At 69.0% G+C, this 25,946-nt stretch carries 23 protein-coding genes; 9 read left to right on the forward strand and 14 right to left on the reverse strand.

The window, feature by feature from the left end; genetic code table 11:
- The first annotated feature begins 26 nt into the window (after window positions 1-26).
- Window positions 27-1,919, forward strand: coding sequence for an N-acetylneuraminate synthase family protein (locus tag GWG54_RS03655; protein ID WP_167936487.1), 1,893 nt, complete (start codon window positions 27-29; stop codon window positions 1,917-1,919).
- A 70-nt stretch (window positions 1,920-1,989) separates the two neighbouring features.
- Here the strand turns inward: GWG54_RS03655 and GWG54_RS20650 are convergent, their stop codons facing one another.
- On the reverse strand, window positions 1,990-3,381 hold the full coding sequence (locus GWG54_RS20650; RefSeq protein WP_209438251.1) for a hypothetical protein: 1,392 nt from the start codon (window positions 3,379-3,381) through the stop codon (window positions 1,990-1,992).
- A gap of 193 nt (window positions 3,382-3,574) precedes the next feature.
- On the opposite strand from GWG54_RS20650, the gene GWG54_RS03665 reads away from it, so the two are divergent.
- A complete protein-coding gene (locus GWG54_RS03665) occupies window positions 3,575-3,934 on the forward strand; it encodes a hypothetical protein (RefSeq protein ID WP_167936488.1) in 360 nt (119 codons plus the stop codon).
- A gap of 53 nt (window positions 3,935-3,987) precedes the next feature.
- Here the strand turns inward: GWG54_RS03665 and GWG54_RS03670 are convergent, their stop codons facing one another.
- Both GWG54_RS03670 and GWG54_RS03675 read right to left on the reverse strand, forming a co-directional pair.
- Window positions 3,988-4,866: a carboxypeptidase-like regulatory domain-containing protein gene (locus tag GWG54_RS03670; RefSeq protein ID WP_167936489.1), complete on the reverse strand. Its 879-nt coding sequence runs from the start codon at window positions 4,864-4,866 to the stop codon at window positions 3,988-3,990.
- A 105-nt stretch (window positions 4,867-4,971) separates the two neighbouring features.
- Complete coding sequence (locus GWG54_RS03675; RefSeq protein WP_167936490.1) at window positions 4,972-5,154, reverse strand: HVO_0649 family zinc finger protein; 183 nt, start codon at window positions 5,152-5,154, stop codon at window positions 4,972-4,974.
- Between the two features lie 194 nt (window positions 5,155-5,348).
- Between GWG54_RS03675 and GWG54_RS03680 the strand changes: the two genes are divergently transcribed.
- Window positions 5,349-6,248, forward strand: a complete 900-nt coding sequence (locus GWG54_RS03680; protein WP_167936491.1) for a hypothetical protein — start codon at window positions 5,349-5,351, stop codon at window positions 6,246-6,248.
- 67 nt (window positions 6,249-6,315) lie between these two features.
- On the opposite strand, the gene GWG54_RS03685 is transcribed toward GWG54_RS03680, so the two are convergent.
- Window positions 6,316-6,834: a TrmB family transcriptional regulator gene (locus GWG54_RS03685; RefSeq protein ID WP_167936492.1), complete on the reverse strand. Its 519-nt coding sequence runs from the start codon at window positions 6,832-6,834 to the stop codon at window positions 6,316-6,318.
- Between the two features lie 298 nt (window positions 6,835-7,132).
- On the opposite strand from GWG54_RS03685, the gene GWG54_RS03690 reads away from it, so the two are divergent.
- The 5 genes from GWG54_RS03690 to GWG54_RS03710 all read left to right on the forward strand — a co-directional run bounded on the left by GWG54_RS03690 (window position 7,133) and on the right by GWG54_RS03710 (window position 10,211).
- A complete protein-coding gene (locus tag GWG54_RS03690) occupies window positions 7,133-7,285 on the forward strand; it encodes a hypothetical protein (RefSeq protein ID WP_167936493.1) in 153 nt (50 codons plus the stop codon).
- Between the two features lie 168 nt (window positions 7,286-7,453).
- Window positions 7,454-8,650 (forward strand): MFS transporter, encoded by a 1,197-nt coding sequence (locus tag GWG54_RS03695; RefSeq protein WP_167936494.1) that lies wholly within the window; start codon window positions 7,454-7,456, stop codon window positions 8,648-8,650.
- A gap of 87 nt (window positions 8,651-8,737) precedes the next feature.
- Window positions 8,738-8,929, forward strand: a complete 192-nt coding sequence (locus GWG54_RS03700; RefSeq protein ID WP_167936495.1) for a hypothetical protein — start codon at window positions 8,738-8,740, stop codon at window positions 8,927-8,929.
- A 248-nt stretch (window positions 8,930-9,177) separates the two neighbouring features.
- Window positions 9,178-9,534 (forward strand): hypothetical protein, encoded by a 357-nt coding sequence (locus tag GWG54_RS03705; protein WP_167936496.1) that lies wholly within the window; start codon window positions 9,178-9,180, stop codon window positions 9,532-9,534.
- A 233-nt stretch (window positions 9,535-9,767) separates the two neighbouring features.
- Window positions 9,768-10,211, forward strand: coding sequence for a hypothetical protein (locus tag GWG54_RS03710; RefSeq protein ID WP_167936497.1), 444 nt, complete (start codon window positions 9,768-9,770; stop codon window positions 10,209-10,211).
- Between the two features lie 625 nt (window positions 10,212-10,836).
- Here GWG54_RS03710 and GWG54_RS03715 read toward each other — a convergent pair.
- From GWG54_RS03715 to GWG54_RS03760, 10 genes are all read right to left on the reverse strand, one after another.
- Window positions 10,837-12,426 carry a BCCT family transporter gene (locus GWG54_RS03715; protein WP_167936498.1) on the reverse strand — a complete coding sequence of 530 codons (1,590 nt, stop codon included), beginning with the start codon at window positions 12,424-12,426 and terminating at the stop codon, window positions 10,837-10,839.
- Window positions 12,427-12,543: 117 nt separating this feature from the next.
- Window positions 12,544-14,055: an aldehyde dehydrogenase gene (locus GWG54_RS03720; protein WP_167936499.1), complete on the reverse strand. Its 1,512-nt coding sequence runs from the start codon at window positions 14,053-14,055 to the stop codon at window positions 12,544-12,546.
- Window positions 14,056-14,154: 99 nt separating this feature from the next.
- A complete protein-coding gene (locus GWG54_RS03725) occupies window positions 14,155-15,438 on the reverse strand; it encodes an iron-containing alcohol dehydrogenase (RefSeq protein WP_312854248.1) in 1,284 nt (427 codons plus the stop codon).
- Between the two features lie 111 nt (window positions 15,439-15,549).
- Window positions 15,550-16,350, reverse strand: coding sequence for an IclR family transcriptional regulator (locus tag GWG54_RS03730; protein WP_167936500.1), 801 nt, complete (start codon window positions 16,348-16,350; stop codon window positions 15,550-15,552).
- A gap of 345 nt (window positions 16,351-16,695) precedes the next feature.
- Window positions 16,696-18,687, reverse strand: coding sequence for a serine hydrolase (locus GWG54_RS03735; RefSeq protein ID WP_167936501.1), 1,992 nt, complete (start codon window positions 18,685-18,687; stop codon window positions 16,696-16,698).
- A gap of 30 nt (window positions 18,688-18,717) precedes the next feature.
- Window positions 18,718-18,939, reverse strand: coding sequence for a hypothetical protein (locus GWG54_RS03740; RefSeq protein ID WP_167936502.1), 222 nt, complete (start codon window positions 18,937-18,939; stop codon window positions 18,718-18,720).
- 98 nt (window positions 18,940-19,037) lie between these two features.
- Window positions 19,038-20,048 carry an SRPBCC family protein gene (locus GWG54_RS03745; protein WP_167936503.1) on the reverse strand — a complete coding sequence of 337 codons (1,011 nt, stop codon included), beginning with the start codon at window positions 20,046-20,048 and terminating at the stop codon, window positions 19,038-19,040.
- Window positions 20,049-20,270: 222 nt separating this feature from the next.
- Window positions 20,271-20,648 (reverse strand): hypothetical protein, encoded by a 378-nt coding sequence (locus GWG54_RS03750; protein WP_008425060.1) that lies wholly within the window; start codon window positions 20,646-20,648, stop codon window positions 20,271-20,273.
- Between the two features lie 2 nt (window positions 20,649-20,650).
- Window positions 20,651-21,742, reverse strand: a complete 1,092-nt coding sequence (locus tag GWG54_RS03755; RefSeq protein ID WP_167936504.1) for an aromatic ring-hydroxylating dioxygenase subunit alpha — start codon at window positions 21,740-21,742, stop codon at window positions 20,651-20,653.
- A gap of 176 nt (window positions 21,743-21,918) precedes the next feature.
- Window positions 21,919-22,983: a hypothetical protein gene (locus GWG54_RS03760; protein WP_245242739.1), complete on the reverse strand. Its 1,065-nt coding sequence runs from the start codon at window positions 22,981-22,983 to the stop codon at window positions 21,919-21,921.
- Window positions 22,984-23,269: 286 nt separating this feature from the next.
- On the opposite strand from GWG54_RS03760, the gene GWG54_RS03765 reads away from it, so the two are divergent.
- The gene (locus GWG54_RS03765; RefSeq protein ID WP_167936506.1) at window positions 23,270-25,837 is read left to right on the forward strand and encodes an FAD-dependent oxidoreductase; all 2,568 of its coding nucleotides are present in this window, start codon (window positions 23,270-23,272) and stop codon (window positions 25,835-25,837) included.
- Window positions 25,838-25,946: the final 109 nt, after the last annotated feature.

Here is a 25,946-nt window from a genome sequence, read left to right on the forward strand (position 1 = left end):
TGTAGGCTGAATAACTGGGTGAATACATGTCTGTCCAGGTGTCGATCGACGGCCGGGCGATCGGCGAGGGCGAACCCGCGTACGTGATCGCCGAGGCCGGGGTCAACCACAACGGAAGTCTCGAGCGGGCCAAGCGGCTCGTCGACGCGAGCGCCGCGGCCGGCGTCGACGCCGTCAAGTTCCAGAAACGACGGCTCGAGGACACCTACCGGGAGGCCGTCGTCGACCGCCCCTCGACGGCCGAGCTGGGCGTCGAGTACACCGTCTCGAACCTCAAGCGCGTCTCGCTGTCGGACGCCGCGTTCCGGGAGCTCGCGACGTACGCGCGCGAGGCCGGCCTCGAGTTCCTCTGTTCGCCGTGGGACGAGGCCAGCGTCGACTTCCTCGAGACGCTCGACGTGCCCGCCTACAAGATCGGTTCGCCCGACCTGACCAACCGGTTTCTCCTCGAGCGAGTCCTCGAGACTGGCAAGCCGCTCGCGCTCTCGACCGGGATGGCCGAGGAGGGCGAGATCCGGCGAACCGTCGAGTTCCTCGAGGACCGCGGCGCCGAGTACGCGCTGTTGCACTGCCGGAGCACCTACCCCGCGCCGTACCACAACCTCGACCTGCGGTTCATGGAGGAGCTCGACGAGCGCTACGACGTCCCCGTGGGCTACTCGGGCCACGAGCGCGGCACCGCCGTCTCGACGGCGGCCGTCGGGATGGGCGCGGCGATCCTCGAGCGCCACATCACGCTCGACCGCGAGCTCGAGGGCCCTGACCACGACGCGAGCCTCGAGCCCGACGAGTTCGATGAGCTCGTCGACGACGTGCGGGCCGTCGAGGAGAGCCTGGGGAGTCACCGCCGGTACCTGACCCGCGGGGAGTACAACAATCGGGTCTCGCTCGCGAAGAGCCTCGTGACCACCCGGGCGATCGAGCCCGGGGAGACCATCGCCCGCGAGGACCTGACCGCGAAGAGCCCCGCGAAGGGGATCTCCCCACAGGAGTACGAGGCGGTCGTCGGAGCCTCGGTCGCGCGGGCGATCGGCGCCGACGAGACCCTCCGGTGGACGGACCTCGAGAGCGGCGTCGCCGAGACGTACGATCCCTCCCTCGAGGGGTGGGGCGTCGTCGTCCGCTTTTCCGACATCGACGACCACGACTGGGGCGATCCCGACCTCTTCGAGTTCCGCGTCAACGGCGCGGACCTCGAGGCCGACTTCGAGCTCGACGCCTACGAACAGGAGCTGGGGATCCACGCTCCCGAGCAGGTCGGCCACGAGATCGTCAACCCCAGCGCGACCGACGAGGCGGCCCGGGAACGGGCGGTCGACGTGATCCAGCGAACGATCGATCTGACCCGCGAGGAGATCGCGCCGCGGTTTCCCGCGACCGACCGGCCGCCGATCGTCGTCCATCCCGGCGGGGTGACGGCCGACGCGATGGACCGCGAGGCCGTCCCCGAGCTCAACGCCGCCCTCGAGCGAAGCGTCGCCGAACTCGAGGAGGCCGGCGTCGAGGTGCTGATCGAGAACATGCCGCCGCTGCCGTGGCTCTACGGCGGCCAGCAGTACCACAACAACTTCATGGGCGCCGAGGAGATCGCGGACTTCTGCGAGCGCACCGGGCGCCGGATCTGTTACGACACCGCCCACGCGAAGCTGTGGTGTAACTACGCCGGCGAGGACCTCCTCGAGCACGCGCGAACCCTTCGCCCGTACACCGCCTACCTCCACGTCGCCGACGCGGCGGGCGTCGACGGCGAGGGGCTCCAGATCGGCGACGGCGAGATCGACTTCGATCGGCTCATGCCGATATACGAGGACTTCGACGGGCCGATCATCACGGAGATCTGGCGGGGCCACGAGCGCCGCGGCGCCGGGTTCAAGGAGGCCGCCGAGCGGTTGAGCGACGTTCGCCAGCACGTTCGGTAGCCGCCAGCGGGAGGCTCCGGCGACGGCTCTCGAGGCGCGATCGGGCGTTCGCCGACCGCAGCCGACGGAATCAGCTCCGCTCGCGGACTCGCTCGAGCGCGTCGGCGACGTTGTCGATCGCGCCCGGTCTGAAGAACCGTTCGACGTTGTCGACCCCTCCCGACGACGGCGAGCCGAGGCGGTCCGCGAGCTCGGGCGCGGAGCCGACGACCGTCGCGGCCCCCTCGTCGACCAGCGGTCGTAACTGGCTGACGCCGGGACAGTCCAGCAGGTACGTCTCGAGGTCGAAGTACAGCCCCTCGTAGAGCGCCGTCGAGTAGACGCCGACCTGGGCGCCGGCGTCGGCGAACAGTGCGTAGAGGTCGGCGTCGGCGACCACCTCGACGTCCGAGCCGACAAGCCACGGGTAGCGCTCGCGCCACCCGTCGTACTCGCCGGGGTGGAGCTTGTAGACGATCTCGGCGTCGATCAGCTCCGCGAGCTCGACGGCCAGGCGCGACAGCTCCGCGCCGATCGTCCCCTGGGAGACGAACAGCACCCCCTCGCTCGCCCCCGAGTCGTACGCGGCCGCCTCGGCCTCGAGGTGGGGGTAGCCGACGGGGTAAACGCGGTCCTCGGGGATCGGCAGTTCGACGGACCGTCCCCAGAACTCGCCGAAGGTGAAGAGGTAGTCGGGAAAGGTCCGCTCGGGACCCTCGCCCGGGTAGGCGTAGCCGGCGTGGTACGGACTGATCACGCCGTGTTGGAGCTCGACGACCGGGATCGACAGCTCCCGACAGACGTCGATCGCCGTCCCCCTGACGTAGCCGACGACGACGACGACGAGCTCCGGGTTGATCCGCTCGAGCAGGCGTCGGTAGAGCGGGCGTCGGCAGCGCCGCGTGACCAGATCGGTCCGAACGCGGTCGACGACGTCGATCGGGGCGTCGAACGCGTCCTCGAAGGCGGCCTCGACCGACGCGAGCTCGCGCTCGTTGGTGGCGGTCAACACCTCGGGCGGGGCGAGCTTCCGACGGAGGTTGCCGCCGTACTTGACGAGGTCGAGGTACCGGAGGTCGTCCGTCTTCGCCGGGGTGTGGTGGGCGTAGTTCCGGGGTTTCTCGAGGGAGACGGCGTCGAGTTCGAGCGCCTCGAGGATCGGATCGGTGTAGATGTCCCACCAGTAGCCGTCCGCGAGGCGCTTCCGGCGGGCGTGTCCGAAAACGGCGATCTCGCTGGACGGCGAGAGGTACGGGTTGCGGACGACGAGGTTCCGAGCGAGCCCGGAGAGCTGCCGGAGCCGACCGCGGCGGACGTCGGGTTCGGAGCGAGCCCGTCCGAACGCGGTCGTCTTCCGGACGACCTCCTTGTGGATCTCGAACCGGGCCCGCTCCCAGAACGGGACGCCGTCGATCCGACGATCGAACAGGTCGAGTTCGGCCTCCAGCTCGAGGAACCGCTCGTGAACCGTGTCGTACTCCATTCGTCTCGACGGGGGCGCGCCGGCGACAAAATAGCTTGGCCTCGTGGTCGGACGGCCGGGCGAACCCGGCGCTCGCGGTCGTCGAGTCCGTCCGCGAGACCGTCACGAACGCGGGACTTGCACGCACAACCACCGCCAAATCGGTTTGGAAACACCGTTTCGGGGGTCCCCGTCGACGGTCCGAGCACGCCACATGACCGCCGCAACCGAACGCCAGGAGGCCACCCTCGAGCTGTCGAGAGCGCAGCGGTGGGTGCTCCACCACGTCCTGCTCGATCGGATCGAACTAGAAGCCGCCGCGCCCGCGGCGACCGGGCCGCTTCCGCCCGCGGCGCGCCGCGCGTTCGAGAAGCTCGACGACGGCTGCACCCGCTTCACGCGGCGCGAGCGCCGCCGGCTGCGCGACGAGGTGTGTCGGTACGCGGCGGCGACGGCCACCCCCGAGCGCGACCGTCCGATCGCGGAACGGGTCGGCGAGAAACTCCGACGGTCCCTGCCCGCGCCGGCGACCGACGCGGGCGCCGACCGAACGAGGGTCGCCGGACGCGATTGACACACTCCCTCGAGACGGGGGCCGACTCGCGGTGCTCGCTACGGCGCCCGCTCTCAGCCGTTGGCCCGGAGCGTCGCCGTGTACTGCATGTTCCCGGTGAGTTCGACGACGTCCTCCAGCGTGGGGTACCCCTCGGCGGTCGCGGTGAGCGTGTACGCTCCCGGCTGGAACTCGAACTCGGCCTGGCCGTGCTCGTCGACCGTCCGGGTCTCCCCCCAGCCGCCGAGCCCGCGCTCCTCGACGCTGACGGTTGCGTTATCGATCGGGTCGCCGAGTCCATCCTGGACGATCACGCGCAACAGGTGTCGCTCCACGGGCTCGACCCCGTCGCCGTTGGCCTTGACGTCGCCGATTTCGAGCTCGTAGGCGGCGGCGTCCGCGCAGTTGTTCAGCTCGAAGGAGTGGACCGCGTCGTCGACGCCCGGCTCGGGCCCCTCCATCCCGGGGTCAGTCGTCGAGGAGAGCTCGTTGCCGTCGGCGTCGAAGACGCGGGCGGTCGCGGTGGCCGTGAACTCCGCGCCGCCGACGTTCCCGAGCATCGCGTGAACCTGGCAGAACTCGCTGGGCGGCTCGTCGGCCCAGGTGAAGGTGTGGCGCTCGACCTCGAGGTGACGTGCCGCGGCCTCCGAGAGCGAGATTTCGCCGGAGATCGACTCGTCCTCGTAGATCTCGGCCTCGCTCTCGTCGGCGCTTCCGTCGGACTCGTTGGCCTCCCCCGACGCCGCGCTCTCGTCGTCGTCGAGTTCGGGCTCCGACTCGTTTCCGTCGCCTTCCGACTCGTTTCCGTCGCCCTCGCTTCCGCTGTCTTCCGTCTCGTTTCCGTCGCTACCGCTCGAGTTTCCGTCCTCCGCGCTCGAGTCGTCGGCACAGCCCGCCAGCAGCGTCGACAGCGAGACGCCCGCGGCGGCGAACTCGCGACGATTCAGCTCCATCGTATCCCCCGTCGGTCGTCGGCCTCGCCCCGGTACATTCACGCTCTAGAGAGCGTCCTCGAGCGCATAACGCTTTATATCGCCGCGGGGCGTTCGCTCACACGCTCACCCTAGTCGAAACGTGTGCTCGCGGCTCGCCGAGCAGCTGGGACAGACGTGGCGGTAGACCACCCGCTTCCCGTCCGTTCGACTCTCCCAGTTGCGGCCCTCGTCGACGTACCCGCAGTCCGGGCACTTCGTCTCGGTCGTCTCGTACCGCCGTCGGAGATTCTCGAGCGGTGTTGGCATGTAACACAGTACGTCGTCGCCGTAGAAAAGCGCTGCTCGACCGTTCCGAGCGCGACACTGTTCGACGCGACGACCGATCGTCCCGCCGCGTCGCGACCGAACCGGGCGTCGGGGGGACAGCCGAACGGCAATCGACGCCCGCCCCGACCGGTAGAGTAGAAGATATTTATATCCTGATTTTCACTACCTCGAGCATGAGACGGCGACGATACGTCGCGAGGGTGGCTGCGACGGCCGCGGCCGCGCTCGCGGGTTGTCTCGGTGACGGGAACGATCGGGACGGAGCGCGCGGCGCCGATCCGTCCGTCGAGAGCGCGACCGAGGAGGGCGAGACGGGCGAGGAGACGAACGGGGAACGCGACGCGAACGACGATGCGGGCGAAGACCACCCCGCCCTCGAGGTCCTCGACGCCTACGTCGCGGCGGCGATCGAGGGCGATCTCGAGGCGGTGGCGACCCGCACCCACAGCGCCAGTCCGTTCGGTCCCGAGGCGATCGACGAGATCGGCGAGCGGGGGCTGCCGTACGAGTCGGTCGAGTTCGAGAGCTACGACCGCGAGCTCGTCGACGGGGAGTTCGACGCCGACGACGTTCGCGACGTTCCCGGGATCGAGTCCTGGTTCGACGCCGCGTCGCTCGAGGCGCTCCTCGAGGGCGAGGCGGCCGCGCTCGTCGAGGCGAGCTACGAGCCGACCGCGGGCGACGGGGGCCGGATCGCCGAGCGGTTCGTCGTCCTCACCGAGGGCGGCGACTGGACGGTATTTCTTCCCTACGAAGAGCCGACGGCGGCGGTGCCCGACGGAGACCCGATCGACGACGAGCGCTACCGGATCGTCGACGGCGTCGAGTACGACTCGGAGACGGAGATGGCGACGATCCGTGTCTCGGACGCGTCGGCCGTCGAGGCCGCGGAGCTGGTCGCCTACTCGGAGCGCCTGGGCGAGGGCAGCCGGATCTGGTCGGCCGACGCCGAGACGCTGCCGCCGACGCGGTTTCTCGCCGTCCCGTTCGACGCCGACGGCGACGAGATCGTCGTCGCCGTGGCGGTCGACGGCGAGGAGCTCGTGATCCACCGCGACGCCTACGAGCCGTGACGTCGCCTGCCGCCTCGAGTCGCCTCCCCTTCCGGTGGCGGCCCGTTCGTACCGCTGTCCGACGGGATCAGAACCGCTCCGCGGGCTCGGGTGGGTTTGACACCGCGTCGTGCAGTCGGATCCGACGCGCGCGCTCGTGGCAGCGAAGCTCCGCGCGGGCGGCCTCCCAGTCGGCGAGGTCGGCCTCGGTTACGTCCGCGCTCGAGACGTCGACGCCCAGCGGAGTCTCGGCGTCGTAGCGCCGCTGGTAGCGCCACACGCGGTCGACGAGCTCGTCCATGCGGGCCTCGAGATCCGCGAACGATCGCTCCCGGGCGAGCGCCGCCGCGGGGTCCCGGGGGAAGTGATCGTCGTTGCGCGCGTAGGTCGGCGGGGACCCGGCTCGCTCGGTCACGATGCCGAGGGCGGCGAACGACTCGAGCGTCTCGGCGACCGCGGCGCGGTCGCGATCGACGCGCGCGGCGAACTCCGCGGCGGTCAGCGGCGCCCCGGTTCGGCCGAGGAGGTCGTACAGCGCTTCGGCGACGGAGCCGGCGACGAACGGGTTCTCGACCACCCGTACCTCGTCCTTCGAACGGCGTGTCATCGTGCTACCGTCACCCGCACGGAATATGGGTAATTGCCGGATGCGATCGTTTTCCCCGGGCTACGGCGCGCCGTAGCTCTCGGCTACCGGATCCGTCCGCGATCGTCGACGGCGTAGGGTGGGGAAACCCGGGCGTCGGGGATCGCCTACTCGGGACGCTTCCGACGCGGTCCCGACCGACCGAGATCGCCCGATCTCGAGGAGGGCGGGGCCGTCGGAGCGGGGTCCGTTCGCGACCGAACGGTTCCGCCCGGGTAATGACAATGTTTATTATTGTTTGTGTTGGACATGTTTTCGAATGAGTGAGTCGATCCCGCCGCAGTGTCCCGAGTGCGATTCCTCGAACCTGAAGCTCTCCCGCGTCGCGCCGGCCGAACACGAGCGGGGCGAGGAGTGGGTCACCCACGTCTCGTGCGAGTCTTGCTCCGAGTACACGGAGTGGTACGAGTGAGACGGGGTCCCGGCGTCGATTCGCCCGCGGCGGGAAACGCCGTCGAGTCGCCGGGCCGGTCCCGAGGCCCGCGCCTCGAGCCCGCGTGAGTCGCTCTCCCTCGAGGCGGCTCCGACGACCCGGCCGCGGATCAGAATCCTTTCGACCGAGCGCGGTCGACGGGATGTCGTGAACACCGAACGCGTCGAGCGCCCCGACGGACGCCACAGCTGGCTGGTCGCGATCGCCGGCGCCGTCGCGATGGTCTTTACCTTCGGCACGCCGCTGTCGTACGGCATCTTCCGCGAACCGTTCAGCGACGCGTTCGGCGTCGCCCCGCTCGCGCTGTCGGGCGTGTTCGCCATCATGCTGTTCACCTTTTTCATCGGCTCCGGGCTCGTCGGCGTCTTCGGCACTCGACTCGGCACTCGCTCGCTGTTGCTGGCCTGCTCGCTCGCGACGGGGCTGCTGGCGCCGGCGCTGTACGTCGCGGAGTCGGTCGTCGGACTGGTCGCCGTCTTCGCCACCCTCGGACTCGCCCTCGGGACGGCGTTCGTGGTTCTCGCGTCGGTCGTCCCGCGGTGGTTCGAGACTCGCCGGGGCGCCGCGACGGGGCTGATATTCGTCGGAAACGGGCTCGGGCTGGCCGTCCTCCCGCCGGTCTGGCAGTTCGTCCTCGCGGAGCTCGGGGTTCGCGCCGGCTTCCTGCTCGTCATGTCCCTGACGACGGCCGCGTTCCTGCTCGCGGGGCTGGTCTGTCGGCGTCCTCCGTGGGCCGAGCGATCGACCGCGAGCGCCGACGAACTCCTGGCGTGGCTCGCCCGACTCGGCGCCACTCGCACCTTTCGGCTGCTGTTCGTCGGGATCGCGCTGTCGTTCGCGTGGTACCAGCTGCTGGCGGCGTACGCCGTCGACCTGTTCGCCGACCGCGGGCTGACCCAGGCGGGCGCGTCGGCCGCATTTGGCCTGATCGGCGGCGTCAGCATCATCTCTCGGATCGGCGGGGGCTACCTCGCCGACGTCGTGGGTTCCCGGCGGGCCTTCCTCGCGTCGCTGGTCTCCGCCGCCGCGGGCATCGCCGTGCTGTTCGTCTCCGGGGCACCGACGCTGCCGGTCGCGATCTTCCTGATCGGGCTCGGACTCGGCGGCTCCGCGACGCTGTACATCCCGCTGGTGATGACCGTCTACTCCCCCGAGAAGGACACCGCCGTCGTCGGCGTCTTCAACGTCGCGATCGGCGTCGCCGCGCTGGCGATGCCGCCGCTCGGAACCGCGACCGTCGCCTACACCGGGAGCTTCACGATCGCGATCGTCCTCACGTTCGGGGCCGCCCTCGCCGGACTCTGGTCGACCGCCGTCGGTACGGCGAGCCCGGCGGGAGGGTGACTCGAGCCCCGTAGCGGTCGGGACGACCGAGAACGAGTCGTTCGGCTGACAGTACAACCATTACGCCGCGGATCGTACGAGCGACCCATGGTGGATGGCGAGGAGGGGAACCGGCGACGGATGGCCGTCTGCACGTCCTGCGAGTCCGCCTACGCCGCCAGGATCGAAGCCGACGGGACCGTCCAGCCGATCGGCGCCAGGGACGGCTGCCGGTGCGGATCGACGTCGTTCGAGATCGTCGGGGACGAGGACGACGATCGCTCGGCGGACGGAGTCTGATCGCCGTCGCGGCGCCGGGCTCGAGGGACGGAGAGCCGCTCGCTCAGGATCGCTCGACTCGTACGGACGCCGCGAACGCTTCTCGAGGGATCGACACGCGGCGCGGTCAGGGCGGTTCCCGGACGGCTCCTCGAGAACGCCGGCGTCCGGTCCCGTCGCGTCGGCGGTCCGTGGGTTGCGACTGCAGACCGACCCAACGTGATTTGACCGAGGCGTTTTGCGGGTACCGCCGCTGGATTCGCGTAGCGATGGACCGAACAGAGGCGCTCGAGGTACTTGCCAGCGCCGACCGCCAGCTCGTCCTTCACGAACTGTTGCGGCTGGACGGGGCGATCGGGCTCGAGGAGCTCTCGCGGAGCGTCGCCGCCCGTCGCCACCAGCTCGAGCCCGCCGAGCTCGACGAGCGAGCGGTCGAGCGCGCCCGGTTCCGGCTGACCCGGATCCACCTGCCGAAGCTCGCGGAGCGACAGGTGATCGGCTCCGACTGGAGCGAGACCGTCTCTCTGGCCGACGGGACGAACGCCGACCGGGTGTTCGGCGTTGCGGAGGAGCTGGACTGCTTCCCGCCCGACGACTCCCTGGAACGTCCGTCCCGACGCCGATAGCTCGTCGGTCCCGCCCTCGAGCAAGGTCCGATTACCGGTGGTCGAAACTGGGCGGCGGCTCGCCCGGAGAAGGGATCGATCGAGAGGGCCCCCCGCATCGGTCGCCTCGAGCGCCGATCGGAAACCGATCGGTACGCTCGGTACGCCGTCTGACCGGTCGCTGTACTCGCCGATTACTGAAGCCTCGGAGCGTGGAACCTCGTTTCGTCCGGCCCCCCGGTCGGTCGATTCCGATGGCTCCCGCAATCGCACACTTCCTGCTCGGCGCGTCGCTCGCGCTCCTGGTCGCGACGCCGATCGCACTCCGGTTCCGACTCCCCGCGTGGGTGCCGCTGTGGATCGTCGCGATCGGCGGGATTTGGGGGCTGGTTCCCGACGTCCACCACGTCGCGCCGCTGTCGGAATCGCAGCTGTACGCGTTTCACAACACCCAGTGGGCCGACCTGTTCGCCTTCCACTACACGCTCGACGCCCCGGCGGTTCGCGCCCGTCACGACGCGAGCGTCTTCTGGTCGATCGCGCTGTTTCTCGTCGCCAGCGCTCTGTTTACGATCGCCGGCGTCGCGAACGCCAGGACCGCCGTCGGCGAGACGCCCGCGCCCCACCTGCTGGCGCTCGCGACCGCGTCGATTCCCGGGTTGTTGTTCGTCGCCGCAACGGTCGGGATTCCCTTCTGATACGGATTGCTGTACCGGTGTTCCGACGCAACCGCGACCCGTCTGGCGGTTGCGCCGGAACTGACTTCCAGTAAACCGTCTGACCGCTCGAGTTCGGTACCCGCCGTCCGAGAGCGCGGGCGAGAGTCACCTCGCTCCCCGTGGAGTCGAAACTCCTCGAGCGCAGCTCCGGTGTTCCGAACGCGAGCCCGATACAGGGGACGACCGAATCCCCTCTCGTCCACTATTTCTGATGATTTCTTCACGGCATCGATTTTGCTCCTAATTAGAACTACTATCGACTCTACAGCTGTCGAGCCGTGACGTTTTCGCCGTTCTCGGCGACGATAGGAAGTAGTCAATAGTCAGGTGTTTGGGCCTATTTGGGCCTGCGAACGAGAGACGAGAGAGCGGAGCCCGCGGACATTCGATCCGGTGTTATCCGGACCAGTATTTCGTTCTTAGAGCTATATCAGTACGGGAGAACTCGAGTACACTCACACGAATTACGATTCGTCAATTGGAATAGGCAGCTATCTCTACAGAGGTATAATAGGTGAATGAGGTAGCTATTCAGATCGAGATTCGCCCGTCGAGCCGCGGCGGACGTGGGGCGAGTTCGGAGACGGTTGGGGTCGAACTCCCTTCAGTCGTCGTCCCCGTCCGACGGCTCCGGATCGTAGTTCGTGATGAACGCCTCCCCTCGTTCGCGGTCCAGTTCGCCGTGGTAGTACTCGCGCGCGGCGACGTAACTCGCGTACGCGATCGCCAGCAGGAACAGCGTAAACGGGAGCGCGAGCACCGTCGGGAACGCCTGCATCGCGTCGAAGACGGGGAGCTCGAGCGTCATCACGCCGAGGAGCGAGAGCAGTACGCCCCACCACGCCCGGTTGCGAGCGTTGGGGTCTTCGTCGCCGAGCGTGATCGACGAGAGGATGTACACCGCCGAGTCGAGCGAGGTGAGCACGTACCCCGCGATGACGAGAATAAAGAGGACGCCGAGCACCGAGCCGTACGGCGTGATCGTCACGGCGGTCGCGATCGCGGCGGGAATCCCGCCGCTGTTCAGCGCCTCCGTCGCCGGCCCGACGTAGCCGGGCGCGAGCACCCAGCCGCCGATGATCGAGTGTTGCACCCAGAGGAGCCCGGCCGGGATGAACACCAGACTGACGAACGTCTCCCGGATCGTTCGCCCCTTCGAGACGCGGGCGACGAAGCTCCCGACGAACAGCCCCCAGGCGGCCCACCACGCCCACCAGAAGCTCGTCCACCCGTGGGCCCAGTTGCCGTCGGCGGTCGGGGCGGTGTACAGCGACAGTCGGAACAGGTTGTCCAGCCAGACCCCGGCCGCGTCGAGTCCGAGATCGACGGTAAACAGCGTCGGTCCGACGACGAAGAGGAAGGCGAACGAGACGAGCATCAGGACGACCGTCGCCCGCGCCGCGTTCTGGATTCCCTTGTGGAGCCCGAGCCAGACGTCGGCGAGAAAGACGAGCCCGAGGAGCGCGAACAGGGCGTAGGTGACGGCCGTCGCCGGCAGCCCGAAGACGGAACCGAGCAGGGCGGAGAACACCTGCGCAGAGAACCCGATGGCCGCGGCGACGCCGCCGACGATCGCAATCAGCGCGGCCAGGTCGACGATCCAGTAGAGCGTGCGGTGGCCGTCCTCACCGAGCACCACCCCGAGCATCGCGCTGAACTTGTACTCCTCGATGCCCCGCGTGTAGAGGATCAGTCCGAACGCCAGCGCGAACGGCGGGTACCACATGGCGAGCCCGGGGAAGACCTCGTGGACGTACATGAACGCGAGCGCGAGCGACTCGATCGGTGCTCCCGCGACCGGTGCCGGGTCCGGCGGGGGGTTCGCGACGATCGATATCGGTTCGCCGACGCCCCAGATGATGATCGAGCCGCTGTACCCGACGGTGAAAACCATCGCGAGCCAGGAGAGCAAACCGAACTCCGGCTTGGCGTCCCGTCCGCCGATTCGGATCCGCCCGTACCTCGAGAAGACGACGAACGCCGAGAAGACGAGCAACACGACTCCCAGGAGCATGAACCACCAGCCGAAGTAGGTCAGCACCCACTCGAAGGCCGCGTTCATCGTCTCGTTGAGGCCGCGGGGGTTCCGAAGGCCGACGACCGCAAGCGCCGCGAGCGACGCCGCGGTGACGACGAAGAGCCCGCGCTCTCCGCGACGGGCATCCTCCAGCCCGAAGAGGTACCACGGGTTCATGGTCGCGCCCGGGCGAGCGCCGATGCTACCGTCGAAGAATCGACTCCGATGTGTATCATGGTATCAACCAACGTGATTGTCACAAACACACATTGAGAGTTATAGCTTTCGACGGCGTCAGCAGTCGGGTTCGTCGAGGTTGACGTAGACCGACTTCGTGCGCTGGTAGTGCTCGAGCACCTCCGTCCCGAGATCCGTGCCGATTCCCGACGCCTTGAACCCGCCGTAGGGCGCTTCCGGCAGGATCGGACCGTACTCGTTGACGTAGACGACCCCGGCCTCGAGATCCGCCGCGGCGCCGTGGGCGATGTCGGTTCGCTCGGTGCCGATCCCGGCCGCCAGTCCGAACCGGGTGTCGTTCGCGAGTTCGATCGCCTCCTCGTAGCTCGAGAACGTGTCGATCGTCTGGACCGGGCCGAAGATCTCCTCCCGGGCGATCGTCATCCCGTTGTCGACGTCGCCGAAGACGGTCGGCTCGAAGAACCAGCCGTCCCGAAGCGCCTCCTCGTCGGGCGGGCCGCCGCCGGTCAGCAGCGTCGCCCCTTCGTCGGTCCCGCGCTCGACGTAGTCGGAGACCGTCTCGTACTGTGCCCGCGAGGTCAGCGGCCCCATCGTCGTCTCCTCGGCGAGCGGGTCGCCGAGGACGTGCGACTCGGCGGCCTCGACGAACCGGTCGACGAACTCCGCGTGGACGTCCTCGTGAACCAGCGCGCGGGAGAACGCGTCGCAGATCTCCCCCGTGCTGTAGAAGATCCCGTTCGCGACCGCTTCGACCGCCGACTCGAGGTCGGCGTCGGGAAAGACCAGAAACGGCGACTTGCCGCCTAACTCCAGCGTTACCGGCGTCAGGGTGTCGGCGGCGGTCTTCATCACCTCGGTGCCGACGCCGACGCTCCCGGTGAACGACAGCTTCCGGACGTCCTCGTGTGCGGTGATCGCGGCGCCGACCTCCGACCCGGTGCCGGGGACGACGTTGAGCGCGCCGTCGGGAAGGATCCCCTCGGAGAGTTCGGCGATCCGGATCGTCGTGAGCGGACAGTCCGCCGCAGGCTTGATCACCGTCGCGTTCCCGGTCGCGAGCGCGGGGCCGAGCTTCCAGGCGGCGGCCCAGATTGGGAAGTTCCAGGGCACGATCTGTCCGACGACACCGTACGGTTCCGTGCGCGTGTACAGGTGGAGGTCGTCGCCGGTCGCGATCTGACGGCCGTCCTGGACCCGACACAGCGACGCGTAGTACTCGAGCGTGTCGATCGCGCCCTCGACTTCGCCGCGAGCCTGGGAGCGGGGCTTGCCCGTGTCGAGACACTCGAGGAAGGCGAGTTCCTCGACGTGATCGCGGAGCCGATCTGCCCACTCCGACAGCGCCCGGGATCGCTCCCGGGGCGTCGACCCGGACCACTCGGCGTCGAACGCGTTTTCCGCGGCTCCGACCGCAGTCTCGACGTCGGCGGCGTCACAGCGCGCCACCGTCGCGATCGGCTCGTTCACCGCGGGATCGATCGTCTCGAGGGTCGCATCGCTCTCGACGGACCGCCCGTCGATCCAGGCGTCCCAGTCGCTCAGTTCGTTCGCCCGCTCTCGCGCGGTCGCGTGCGCCTCCCGTAGCTGTCCGCTGAACGCGCTTCCCATCGCTCGTGACATTCGATACCGTAGAACTTAGACCTTTGGGAACGCGTGTCGCTCCGCGGGCGGCGCTATCGGCCCGAGGCGGGCCTCGGAGGCGATCGATCAGTAGGCGGCGGTCGCGATCTCGAGGAGGTCGTCCGCGTCTGCGGGGCGGGGGTTGTCGTGGATCTCGATCGTGTCGAGGGACTTCGTCGCGATCTCCGGCAGGTCCGACTCCGCGACGCCGAGCTCCCCCAGCCCGGACGGCAGGTCGAGTCGGTCGACGAGCCGTTCGACCGCGGCGACCGACTCGAGCGCGGCTTCCCTCGTCGAGAGGCCCGCGGTGTCGACGCCCATCGCCGCGGCGACCTCGGCGTACCGCTCGGGAACCGCCTCGAGGTTGTACCGCATCACGGCGGGGGTGCAGGCGGCGATCGCCTCCCCGTGGGGGATCGAGGGATACATCCCGCCGGTCGTCTCCGCCAGCGAGTGGATCGCGCCGAATCCGGCGAAGTTCTCGCAAAAGCCCGCGACGTGGGAGCCGAACAGCATCCGCTCCCTGGCCTCGGAGTCGCCGTCCTCGTAGGCCCGCGGAAGGTGCTCCGGGACGAGTCCCAGTACGCGCTCGGCCATCGGTTCGACGATCGGGGGGCACGTCGCCGAAACGCGGTTCTCGAGGGCGTGGGAGAACGCGTCGAACCCGGTCGCGGCCGTCTGTCGCGGCGGCAGGGACTCGGTCAGGACTGGGTCGACGACCGAGAGTTCGGCGCCGAGGTAGGGCCCGCCGGGGTACTGCGGCGACTGGCCGAGCGCCATCTTGAACTCCCGGTCCTCGTCCGTGATGACCGCCCAATAGTCGACTTCGCTCCCGGTTCCGGCGGTCGTCGGCACCGTCGCGAGCGGAAGCGGCCGGTTCTCGATCGGCGCGTCGGCCACCTCCGACGGGGAGCTGACCTCGTAGTCGGCGACCTCCCCGGGGTTCGTCGCCATCAGGGATGCCCCCTTCCCGACGTCGATCGAGCTCCCGCCGCCGACGGCGACGATCGCGTCGCAGCCTTCGGCCTCGAGCGCCGCCGTGGCCTCGTCGACCATCGCCGTCGTCGGGTTCGGCTCGACGCCGTCGTAGACCGCGCGGTCGATTCCCGCGGCCGCGAGCGACGACGTGACGTCCTCGAGCAGCCCGGCGTCGACGATTCCCCGGTCGGTGACGACCAGCGGTTTCTCCCAGCCCTGCGACGCCACGAGGTCGCCGAGGGCCTCGCTCGAGCCGGCGCCGAACTCGACCCAGATCGGGAACGCGAGCGCGTACTCCCGACCGCTCATCGTCTCCCTCCGTTCGAGCGCGTCCTGGGATCCGGTGCCGTCGCTCCCGCACGAACCGCAGTCGTGCTTGCTAATACCATACACACCGGTCTACCTCGAGCGATCACATAAAACTAGGTTCCGAGGCCGGATCGAGGCCCGAGGGTCCGATCGAGCGTCGCTTTCGATCTCCGAAAACGATCGGTTCGGAGAGGGTTATCCGGAGCGCGCGTCGACCAGTCCGCGCTGGAGGTCGGCCACCGCGTCGCGGACCGCGTCGGGGATCGTCGTCCGGAGGACCTCGCCGTGGAGACGGTAGCTCGGGCCGGAAACGCTGATCGCGCCGACGACGCCGCCGTCGGGACCGTTGACGGCGACACCGACGCTTCGAAGCCCGTCGGCGTACTCCCGATCGTCGACCGCGTACCCGCGCTCGGCGATTCGGCCGAGCTCCTCGAGCAGCTCGCCCCGATCGGTGATGGTCCGTTCCGTTCGCGCGGGCAGGCCCCACGCGTCGACGATCGCCTCGACGCGCTCGCGGGGGTACGACGCCAGAATCGCCTTCCCGGTCGCTGTCGAGTGCATGCGGTAGTACGATCCGATCCGCGCGCGGTACCGTTCGGCTCCGCCGTCGTCGCCGTACTTGACCCACTTGTGGTACGACTCCATGATCGTCATCACTCGCCCGTGGTCCTCGACAGTGAAATCGACCTCCTCGTCGGTTTCGGCGGTCAGCTCCCGGACCGTCTCCTCGATGAGCTGTCGCCCCACGATCCGTCGCCGGGCGTGCTCCCCGAGGTTGAGAAACCGGAACCCGACGTGGTAGGTGCCGTCCCGCTCGTTGAGGTACCCCCTCGACCGCAGCGTCACGAGGTGTTTGTACACCGTGCTCGGGGCGAGCGAGCACTCCGTTGCCAGCTCCGTGACTGTCGCGCCCTCGAGCCGTTCGATCGTCTCCAGAATCTCGAGCGAGCGCTCGGTGGTCTCGAGCGCGTGTTTCGGGGTATCACGTAGCATATCTCGAACGAGACCGTCGATTCACTTAACTATTTCACGGCTGCGAAAACGGCTCGCGTCGCTTCGCGCTCGGCGAGACCTGAGCCGACCGATGGACCGGAAACGGACGGGCGTTCGCCCCGCGGTTTTCGAAGGGCGAACGGGAACTGCACCGGGCGTCCGAACCGGCGCTGTCGGTTGGAATTACAGACATACGAATGTTATACCGGCGGAGGCTCCGCGACGCCTTCAAGACGTCGGGCGAGTGCTGCGCCGGCTGACAGTTCGAGGGGACGGCGATCGCCGATCGCTCAAGCGTCCCGCGCCCCGAGGCGAACGGAACCGCGGGCGAGCGAGACGTCCGCCTCAGAATCCGACCGCCGTCAGCAGGTTCCAGTACCACAGCTGCCAGGCGAGGACCGCCAGCGCGAGCGCGAGCGCGGTCAGGTACGCCAACCCGAGCGGCGCGGTCGATCCCCCCTCGAGATCGCGGGCCGCGAGGACTCGGCGCCACTCGAGGCCGACGAGCGCCAGCGCGGCGACGGCCGCGAGCGGAACGACGAGGAAGAACCCGAGCGCGAGCCGCAGCCACGGCGAGTAGCCGTAGACGAACTGCATCGGATCCGCGAGAGCGTTCGCGAGCAGGCCGACGACGGCCGCGAGCACCGCCGCGGCGCCGCCGAGTACCGCCAGCCGCGGGCGGGTGAGGTGGGTTCGCATTCGACCCCAGCCGCGGCTCCGGTAGGCGCTGATCGGCCAGACGACCAGCGCCGACAGCACCGCCGCGACTGCGACGGCGCCGATTCCGAGCTGGAACGTCGCGGTCTCGTACCACGAGACGCGCTCGTAGGGCGCCGTCGGGGCGTCCACGTAGAGGGCGTCGCCCTCGATCGCCAGCGTCGAGAGCGACATCCCCGCGTCCTCCTCGGGGGCGGGCTCGAAGACGCCCGGTTCGACCTCGACCCAGCGCGTCTCTCCGCCGCCGAGGGGCGAGCCGACCTCGAGGTAGCCCTCGTCGGTCACGGCAACGGTCATCGACTCCGCCAGTCCGACGAGCTTCTCGGGGGTCGTTCGGAACGCCGTGGTGCGGTACTCGCCCTCGTACGCGTCGGCGCGGTCGACGGTGGCGGGATCGGGCTCGAGGGACGGCTCCTCGCCGCCGAAGCGTTGCTCGACGAAGCCGTCGATGACGTCGGCCAGCGCGGTCGTGGTCCCGGCGGTGTTGAAGCTGACGTACAGCGCGACGTCCCTTTCGGGAAACAGCGCGAACAGCGTGTTGAAGTACTCGGTGCCGCCGGTGTGCCAGGCCAGGCGCTCGCCGCCGCGCTCGCCGAGCATGTAGCCGTAGCCGACGCCGTCGACGGCGGGGTGGTTCGTGGCCCGCTGCTCGAGCATCGCGTCGACCGACTCGGCCTCGAGGACCCGTTCGTCCTCGAGGGCGCCGTCGCCGAGCATCGCGGCCGCGAAGTTCCCCATGTCGGTCGCGGTCGCGCTCATCGAACCCGCGGGCGGAACGCCGACGATCGTCGGATCGTCGGTCTCGAACCCGTCGTCGGTCGCGGCGTGACCCTGCGAAACCGGCCCCCGGTCGTCGGGGACGGGCTGTTCGAACGTCGCCCCGTCCATCGCCAGCGGGTCGAAGACCTCGCGCTCGACGTACTCCTCGAAGGGCTCGCCGACGGCCTCCTGGACGACCAGCGCCGCGAGCCCGGCGCCGTGGTTCGAGTACGCCACCGTCTCCCCCGGAGGCCGCACCTGCGCCGGCAGCTCGCGCTCGAGTTTCGCCTCCCAGTCGTCGGCCGCGTCGGCGTCGTCGACGAACAGCCCCTGGAGCCGATCCTCGTACCCCGGCGTGTGGGTGCCGAGGTGCGCGAGCGTGATCTCGTCTTCGCCCTCGACGGAGTAGTTCTCGAGGTAGGTCCCGATCGGCTCGTCGAGCTCGAGCTCGCCGTCCTCGACGCCTTGCATCACCGCGGTCCAGACCGTCAGCTTCGCGACGGAGCCGACCATGAACGAGGTCTCGTTCGGTTCGACGGGCGTCCCGGCCGCGGCGTCGGCGGTGCCGTACCCCTCGGCGTGGACGACCGCGCCGTCCTCGACGACCGCGACGGAGGCGCCGGCGACGTCGTGATCGGCCATCGCGTCCTCGATCAGTCGGTCGATCTCGTCGCCCTCGAGCTGCGGGCTCGCGGGCGATCCGACGGCGTCGTGCGTCGGCGCCGCGCGCTCGGCGTCGCCGAATCGCTCGATCGTCGCGGGGTCGCCGGGCTGGGCCGCGGCCGCCGCGACGCCCGGAGCGACGGCGCCGTGTACCAGTACCAGGCAGACGATTCCGACCAGCACCACCCTCCGAACCATACCCGACGAACACCGGCCCGGAAAATAAGGCTAGGGGAGCCCGGACGACGGCTCGAGCGCGCCGATCCACCGGTCCTCGCCGCGGATCGGGCAGCACGGCTCGCGGTTCTCGCTGCAGTTCGGATCCAGATACCAGCCGCACTCGCAGACGCGACCGCAGCGTTTCTGACCGTCGGCACTCCTCGGTGCGCGCGGTCGCTCCGTCCGACCGGTCGGGCGAGGGCGGTGGCTGCCGCTGCTATTTACACCCATACGTTCGTAACCCCGTTCGCTGAAACACGGGATGTCACGCGTCCGACACGGTGGAGAGCACCGGGGCGGTACGTCACCGTCCCCGACGGCGTGCCACCCTACGCGTCGTAGGCCTCCTGTGCGAGCTGGTGGAGCCTGTGGACGGTGTGTTCGTTCGGGCCGAGCTGGGCCTGCGCGAGCGCGCCGGTTTTCAGCCCCGCCCACTGGCGCTCGACGAGCTCGAAGTCCTCCTCCTGGAGCTGGCGGCTCGTGCGGACGAACTCCCGTTCCTCCTCGGAGAGGTCGCCGTCCCGGAAGTAGTAGTCCGCGATCAGCCGGAAGCGACCGGTGTCGATCGGGTCGATGATGTAGGTGCCGTAGCCGTCGGCGGTGCCGTACATGTTGACCGTGAAGTTCGGCCAGAGGTAGTGAAACTGCGCCTCGCGGGCGTCGTGGATCCGAAGCTCGTCCTCGACCTCGGCGTCGTGGGTGTAGTGGAGCACCCAGTGGTAGTCGTTGACCTCGAGCTCGGAGTCGTTGAGCTCGATCCCTTTGATCCAGTCCTGGTGGTTGGCCTGGCAGTGATCGCACTCGGAGTAGTTGCCCGCGAACACCTTCCAGTTGCACTCGACCTCCGAGGCGATCCGGCAGCCGTGCTCGTACTCCCCGAGGGGCAACGCCTCGAGTCGCTCCTTCATCACGCCGGCCTGCTCGGCCAGCGGCATCGGGTCGTCGCCGAGGTTCACGAAGAACAGGGGGCCGATGCTGTCGACGCGGACCTCCTCGGCGCCCTCGAGTTCGGTCGCGTCGACGCGTCCGGGATCGGTCATCGGGGTTTCGTCGACGACGGGTTCGCCCGTCCGCGCCGAGAAGTTCTCGAACGCGCGGACGTCGCCGTCCTCGCCGCGTCGGACGACGAGCTCACGGTCGCCGACGGTCCGGGTGAAGTACCGTCCCGGGTCGGCGATGCTGTTCGCGTGGCCGGCGTACACCCAGTACCGCCCGAAGATCTTCTCTTTCTCCAGCTCGAAGATCTCGGGATCGGTGAAGTACCGCGCCGGCAGGGCGTTCGTCGGTTCGGTGATGTCCGGGCTTACCGTCTCCGTTCTGGCCTGCTCCCACTGCGTCATATACTCACACGATCGGGAGAGTCCACCAAAGAAGTTCACCTGATATATATCGTACCCTTATATGGCGGGCGCCGCGAGACCGGCGGTCGGCCCGACGTTGGAACCGCTCACCGCGCCGCCTCCGCGCCGTCGGAACGCCGTTCCCGCGGCTCGCGGGGCGATCGACGGTCGTCGAGAGAAGCGGTCCGCGAGGGAGGACGGCGGAGCCGACGCGGGGGACGATCAGAACGCGCGCAGGTGGTCGTCTCGCGGTTCGTACAGCGCGCCGTTCATGCGGATCTCGTGGACCTCCTCGAGGGTCTCCCCGAGGGACGTCCCCCGCTCGCTCATCGCCGCCGCGACGGCGCCGATCGGCGCGCCGTCGTCGTACTCGCCCTCGAGCTGGGCGACGACGTCCGCGAGGGTGTAGACCTCGTCGAGGTCGTCCTCGTCGACCGCCTCGCCGAGCGCGGGATCGATCCGCGTAAACGCCACGTCGTGGCCCGTCACCCGGTGGTGGCGCCGGTAGAAGTCGACGATCTCGTTGGGCGCGTCGCTCTCGAGGTCGACGTCGCAGTCCGGACAGCTCGCGGCGTAGGGCGGGTGTCGTTGCTCGCTCATGGTTACGCCTCGTCGGCCTCCTGGGCGAGCCGTCGGAGCTCGGCGCCGGTACGTTCGTTCGATCCGAGTCGGTCCGACGCGCCGCCCTCGAGACCCGCCCGCCGGTGCTCGGCGCGCTCGGCGTCCTCGGCCCGGCGCTGGCGGGTCGTCCGAACCAGTTCGCGCTCGGCTTCCGAGAGGTCGCTGTCCCGGAAGTAGTAGTCCGCGATCAGCTGCACCCGGTCTGGGCCGACCGGATCGAGGACGACGGTGCCGTAGCCGTCGACGTCCTCGTAGACGTCGATCGCGACGTTCGGCCAGCAGTAGTGAAACTGCGCCTCCAGCCCGTCCGGGCGTCGATCCTCGCTCCCGTCCCCGTCGGCGGCGCGCTCGACCGTCCAGCCGTAATCGTCGACCGCGAGCGTGCCCTCGGCGTCGCTTTCCTCGCTCCCGTCGAAGTGGACGGCGGCGAACAGCTTCCAATTGCACGCGACCTCCGAGACGATCCGGCGGCCGTGCTCGTACTCCTCGAGGGGCAGTTCCTCGAGGCGATCCGCGGCGGCGCCGACCTGCTCGGCCAGCGACGGCGGATCGTCGCCGAGGTTCGCGAACACGAGCGGGCCGACCGTGTCGACGCGAACGTCGTTCAGCCCGTTGGCCTCGCAGTCGAACTCCTGTACCTCGTCGCTGTCGAGGTCGGGATTCAGGCTCGCGTCCTCGAAGCTCTTGGGCGTACTCCGGAGGTCGCCGTCCAGGTCGTAGGTCCAGAGGTGGTACGGACACTGGATCCGTCCGCCACCGCCGGGGTCGGTCATCGGCGTGTCCTCGACCATCTTGGACCCGCGGTGAGCGCAGACGTTGTCGAACGCCTTCACCGCGCCGTCGTGGCCGCGGACGACGATCAGCTGTCGGTCGCCGACGTTCCGGGTGAAGAACTGCCCCGGCTCCGGGATGCTGTCGGCGTGGCCGACGTACACCCAGTACCGCCCGAAGACCGCCTCCTTCTCGCGCTCGAGGGATCCGGGACCGGTGAGTCGTCGTGCCGATACCGCGTTCGACCGCTCCGTGCCGTCCTTACTCGCCGCTGGGGGTTGCGAGTCGTCCCGCTGTGACATACGGTATCACCAACACAACGACTACTGAAAGTCGTTCACCCGTGCTACTGAACATCAATAAGTATCCCCCTTCCGCAGCCGAAAGACACTGAGACCGGCAAAAGCGTCCGGAGAGTGCTCTAGACGGAGGATTTCGGGATTCGAACCGTTCGGGCCGAATCCGCCCACGGACGGCGCTACGAGAGCGCGGGCCGAGCGTCGCCGCGTCGCTCCGATCGCGTCTGCGGTTGGTCGGCGCTGCCGCGGATACGCTCGGCGATCGCCTCCCGGGACGGCCCCGCCTCGGGTTCGCTGGACGCGTAGACCCGCCTGACGACCAGATCGAGCAGATCGAGCTGCGCCAGCAGCTCGCGGGCGGGCTCGCGCTCGAGCTCGAGCCGTCGACAGACGTCGCGCAGCGTCATCGCGGACTCGACGGCCTCGATCAGCTCCTCGAGGTCGACCCCCTCCGGGAGCCCGAGCCCGTCCGCGACGAGTCGCTCCGTCGAAAGGCGCTCGATCGGATCGGCGGGCTCGTCGGGTTCGCGGCTCGGGTCGGACTCCGGGTCGCCCGCGGACGCCGACGGTCGGTCGGTCTCGGTCGGGTCCGTCCTCTCGTCCGCGGCGTCGACGTCGTAGGAAACGGGATCGTGGACCCCGGCGTCGATCATGTACCGGCGGACGGTCTCGACGGCGACGTCCATCTCGAGGACGGCGGCCATCTCGGCGAACGTGTCGAAGGACTCGTACAGCCGCTCGAGGTACGCGACGTCCTCGTAGGGCGGCAGGTCCTCGTCGCGGGCGCTCTCGAGCGCCCGCGCGACCTCGGGATCGAGGTCCGTCTCGGAATCGGCCTCGGACCCGACCTCGCTCCCGGCGTCGGCCGTCGCGAGCTCCGCCGACGGCGCGGCCTCGCTCGCCGTCGGCGCTCCGTCCTCGAACCCGACGGCGAACGTCGCGACGACGTCGCCGTCGTCGGTTACGCGGACGCCGTCTGCGGCGACGGCGACGCCGTCGGGGGCGTACTCCTCCATCGCGGGCAGGGCCGACGGGGCGAACTCGAGTCGCAGCGTTCCGTCGTCCTCGAGGCGCGCGGCTTCGGGAGCCGCGTCGGGTCGCGGTTCGGATCCGCGGGGAGGAACGACGACGTCGATCGTGGCGCTCGGCCCGTCGTCGCCCCCGGAGACCGTCGCGTCGACTTCCCGGATCGATCCGCCATCCGACTCGTACCGGTCGGTTACTTGAGAGAGGATATCAATCAAGTCACTTACCCTCATGATTTGGTTACGCTTCGACGCGATTTGGGGTAAGATTGAGTGGGGAATACTCCCTCCCTTCATATAGACCGTCAGGAAGTGCCCGACTCGTTCGCCGAGGAACGGACGTCTCCACCGTCGGAACGGGCGGCTCCGCCGCGGACGAGCGACGCCGCGGCGCGTCGGGAGACCGCACGGCGAACCTCCACGTATCAACTGACGTATCAGTCGGTGGAATACTGCGGCGGGGCGATAACTATATTTGACCCCCGACGGCATATCGATGCGAGAGATGGACACCCACGATAGTCTACCGGCCGAGGCCGACACCGTCATCGTCGGCGCCGGCATCGTCGGCTGCAGCGCGGCGTACCACCTGACCGAGTTCGGGCGCGAGGACGTCGTCGTCGTCGATCAGGGACCGCTCCCGACCACGGGCGGGTCCTCGAGTCACGCGCCGGGGATCATGTTCCAGACCGCCGAGGAGAAGGTGCTGACCAAGTTCGCGAACTACAGCCGCAAGCTGTACTCCCGGCTCGAGGACGAGGACGGCAACCAGCTCTACAGCGAGACGGGCGGGATCGAGGTTGCCCGAACCGACGAGCGGATGGACTTCCTCCAGCGCCGGGTCGAACACGGCACCGCGTGGGGGACTCCGGACCCCCAGCTCCTCTCGCCGGAGGAGGTCGAGGAGAAGCTCCCCCTGGTCGACAGCGACGTCATCCAGGGCGGGTATTACTCGCCGACCGACGGCCAGGTCTCGGGGGTCAAGGCCTGCGCCGCGCTGGCGAAGGCCTCGATGGACCGGGGCGCGAGGTTCGTCCCCCACACCCGGACCGAGGACGTCGCGGTCGAGGACGGCGAGGTGCAGGCGGTCGTCACCGAGCACGGCGAGATCGACTGCGACGAGGTCGTGATCGCGACGAACATCTGGGCCCGTCAGCTGGGTGAACAGCTCGGCGTTCACCTGCCCGTGACCCCGGTCGAACACCAGTACACGATCACCGAACCCCTCGAGGAGCTCTCGATCGATCGGGACGTCACCGAGGACCCGGTGTACGAGAACTACCGCGAGGTCTCCGGCGAGCGGGCCGACCGCCTGCTCGCGAACCCGGATCGGCCGATCCTCCGGGACCAGGACAACGCGCTGTACTTCCGGACCCACGGCGACGCCTACGGGATCGGCTCGTACAACCACGAACCGCTCGTCCCCGACCCCCAGGAGCTGGGCGGCAACGACGAGGATGGCGACCAGGGGTCGGTCCACGAGTTCTCCGACTACCACCTGAACAACCCGACCCACCCCGACCGCCCGGACAAGGCGCCCCGCCAGGCCAGCGACGAGCTGTTGCCCGCCACGGCGGGGAAGGAACTCGAGCACAAGTACAACGGGATGTTCGCGGAGTCGCCCAACGGGCTCCCGGTGATGGGGCCCGTCAAAGAGTACGACGGGCTCTGGACCGCCGCGGCCATCTGGGTCACCCACGCCGGCGGCGCGGGGCGGGCGCTGGCCGAGTGGATGGAGACCGGGGCGCCGAAGCTCCCCGACGGGCCGATCGACCTCTCGCACTGCAACGTCAACCGGTTCCAGCGCCACGAGGGGAGCTGGGACTTCGCCCGCGACATCGGCGGCGAGGAGTACCGGATCGTCTACAACATCGTCCACCCCAAGTGGACCTGGACGGACCACCAGCGGGACATCCGCCGCAGCTCGGTCTACCACAAACTGCAGGAGCTCGACGCCGAGCTGTGGGCCGAGGCCGGCTGGGAGGAGGCCCAGTGGTTCGACTCCAACGCCGACCTGCTGGCGCGCTACGGCGAGGATATCCCCGAGCGGGACGGCTGGGAGGCGAAGTACTGGTCGCCGATCGAGGGCGCCGAGTCCCTGCACGTGCGCAACGAGGTCGGCATCCACGACATGACCTCGTTCAACAAGCTGGAGGTCAGCGGACAGGGCGCCGACGAGTTCCTCCAGTACCTGTGTACCAACGACATGGACATCGACGTCGGTCAGATCCGGTACACCCTCCTGTGCAACGAGGAGGGCGGCGTCCGCGCCGACGTCACCGTCACCCGGACCGACGAGGACCGCTACCTCGTTCTCACCACCGGTCGAGAGGTCGGCCAGAACCACGTCGCCTGGGTCGAGAACCACGCTCCCGAGGACGTCACGGTCCGGGAGGTCACTTCCGAGCTCACCTCGTTCGTCCTCACGGGGCCGAACGCCCGCGACGTGTTGAGCGAGGTGACGCGGGCGGACCTCTCCGACGAGGCGTTCCCGTTCTACACCACCCAGGAGCTGTTCGTGAAGAACGTCCCGGTGCGGGCGCTGCGGCTCTCCTACGCGGGCGAGCTCGGCTGGGAGCTGTACACGCCGAGCGAGTACGGCGAGCAGCTCTGGGAGCACCTCTGGGAGGCCGGCCAGGACCACGACCTCCGGCCGTACGGCAACGGCGCGCTCGACTCCCTGCGCCTCGAGAAGGGGTTCCGGCTGTGGGGGGCGGATCTGCACACCGAACACAACCCCTACGAGGCCGGGTTGAGCTTCGCCGTCGACCTCGAGACCGACTTCATCGGCAAGGAGGCGGTCGTCGAGGCCGCCGAGGGCGAACGGATCGACCACGAGGTGGCCTGCCTGACGCTGGACGACGAGGACGCGGTCGTCTTCGAGGACCGACCCGTCCTCGACGGCGACGAGTCGCTGGGGTACGTCCACAGCGCCGAGTACGGCTACACCGTCGGCGCCTGCGTCGCCTACGCCTACCTCCCCCCGGAGTACGCCGAGCCGGGCACCGACGTCGAGATCCTCCACGAGGGCGAGCGCTACGCGGCGACGGTGCGGGAGGAACCGCTGTTGTAACTCGGCGGCCGACGCTTTTCGACCTGCGCCGACGAGTAGCGGCGCTACCGAGTGCATCGATGCGCTCGAGTTCGGTGGCGGCCGCTCCGAACGGACGGGACCAAGAACC

It is taken from the genome of Natronococcus sp. JC468, from assembly GCF_012163165.1.
Lineage (GTDB): Archaea > Halobacteriota > Halobacteria > Halobacteriales > Natrialbaceae > Natronococcus > Natronococcus jeotgali.